Source organism: Halorubrum sp. SP9, assembly GCF_005435015.1.
In the GTDB taxonomy this organism is placed as follows: Archaea; Halobacteriota; Halobacteria; order Halobacteriales; family Haloferacaceae; genus Halorubrum; species Halorubrum sodomense.
On sequence record NZ_SGXU01000084.1, the window covers coordinates 1 to 2,015 of the forward strand.

2 protein-coding genes are annotated in these 2,015 nt (G+C 77.4%); both read right to left on the reverse strand.

The window, feature by feature from the left end:
• The coding region (locus EXE45_RS16410; protein WP_137694951.1) for a cobalamin biosynthesis protein at positions 1 to 576 on the reverse strand (576 nt) is incomplete at its 3' end.
• Positions 573 to 1,910 (reverse strand): cobyrinic acid a,c-diamide synthase, encoded by a 1,338-nt coding sequence (locus EXE45_RS16415; RefSeq protein ID WP_137694952.1) that lies wholly within the window; start codon positions 1,908 to 1,910, stop codon positions 573 to 575. The genes EXE45_RS16415 and EXE45_RS16410, both read right to left, overlap by 4 nt.
• Positions 1,911 to 2,015: the final 105 nt, after the last annotated feature.

A 2,015-nucleotide genomic window follows, 5' to 3' on the forward strand; every position in this document is an offset into this window, starting at 1 on the left:
GAGCCGGTAGCTGAGGTACGCCGCCCCGAGCGCGACGGCGCCGGTCGCGCCGGCAACGAACCAGCCGAGCGGCGCGACGAACCCGTCCGCGAGGTTCTCGGCCGCGCTCTCGACCGCGGCGCTCCGGAGGTCGGCCGGCGAGAGGGCGGCGGGGTCGCGCCCGACGAGCGCCCGGACGGACTCGCGGGCCGCGTCCGGGTCCCCCTCGCTCTCCGCGACGACCTCGCCCGTCACGTCGCACAGCATCCGGAGGCTTGCGGCCGAGAAGCAGACGGCGGCCGCGACCGCGACGGCGAGGACCGGAACGCCGCCGGTCTGCGGCCCGTACTCGGCGGCGAGCGCGACGCTCCCGCCGCAGACCCCGGCCGCGGCGAGCGGGAGTACGACCGCGACCGCGACGCCGACGAGCCCCGGACGGGCCCACTCCCGGTCGAACGGCGCGACGACGCGCCCGAACAGCGCGACCGGGTGGATCCGCCGTGGCGGCTCCGCGAACGCGAGGTCCAGCGCGACCGCGAGGAGAAGCGGGGCGAGGAGCGTGACGGCCGGGGCCGGGAGGAAGCCGGCCCCCGTCACCCTTTCACCTCGTCGAGGAACGCGTCGAACGCCCCGCTCGCGGCGTGGAGGTGACAGTACGTGCCGAGGGTGCGGTGCTCGACGAGTCCCTCGCGATCGCCGTCGATCCCGGTCCCGCGCTCCACGTCGAACGCGAACCGGGCGTCGGGGGCGACGTCGGCCGCGGAGTAGTGGAACTCGTGACCGCGGAGCCGCTCCCCGGCGCTCGCCGTGAGCGCGTCCCGCCGCGCCCGCAGTTCGACGTGGTCGAGCGCCTGATATCGTTCGCGCCGCTCGACGCTCGCGGGGAGGACGCCCGCCATCTCGTGCGTCTCGCCGTCGACCGTCGTCAGCGTCTCGGCGAGCGCCATCAGCCCGCCGCACTCGCCGAGGACGGGGGTGCCCTCGGCCGCGGCGTCCGCGACCGACCCGAGCGCGGGCCCCTCGGCGAGCGCCGCGGCGTGGAGTTCCGGGTAGCCGCCGGGGAGGTAGACGCCGTCGCAGGGCGGGAGGTCGTCGCCGGCCGCGGGCGCGAACGGGACGACGGTCGCGCGCTCGGCGAGCCGCTCGCGGGTCGCCGGGTAGACGAACCGGAACGCGGCGTCGTCCGCGACCGCGATCCGCGGAGGTTCGTCGCCGGCACCGGAGCCGCCGCCCTCGCCGGTCTTCCCGGCGGCCGGGTCGTCCGTCGGCGGCGTCGGCTCCCGAGCCATGTCGAGCAGCCGGTCCGTCCGGAGCGTCTCGGCGGCGGCGTCGAGCGCCGCCTCGTCGAGCGGCGTCTCCTCGCCCATCCGGAGTCCGAGATGCCGGTCGGGGATCTCCAGGTCCTCGCGGGGCGGGACCCGGCCGCAGTAGGCGAGCTCGTCGGGGAGCGCCTCGCGGATCCCGTCGGCGTGGCGGCCGCCGTGCGCCCGCTGGGCGATCACCCCGGCCACGTCGACCTCGTGCGGCGTGCGGTCGGCGTACGCCGCGAACCCCAGCGCGGTCGCCGCGACGCTCTCCATCCCGGCGCTCGCGTCGACGACGAGGACGACGGGCAGGTCGAGCGCGGCAGCGACGCCGGCCGTGCTCGCCGCGTCGCCGTCGTACAGCCCCATCATCCCCTCGATCACGCAGACGTCGCCGTCGCCGCGGGCGTAGTTCCGCCGGAGCCCGCCCTCACCCTGAAGCCACGGGTCGAGCGTCCGCGACGGTCGATCCGCGACCCGAGCGTGGTGACTCGGGTCGATGAAGTCCGGGCCCGCCTTCGCCGGTTGGACGGTCCGCCCCGCCGCCTCGAACGCGCGCAGCGCCGCGAGCGTCGCCACGGTCTTGCCGACGCCGGAGGCCGTGCCGGCGAGGACGAGTCCCCTCACCGCGGACCGCCCCCGTTCGACGGGGCCGAACCGCGCGGTTCCGCGTCGCCGCTCCCGTCGCCCGGCGCGCGCTCCGCGAGCAGGCGGTCGGTCACGGCCGCGATC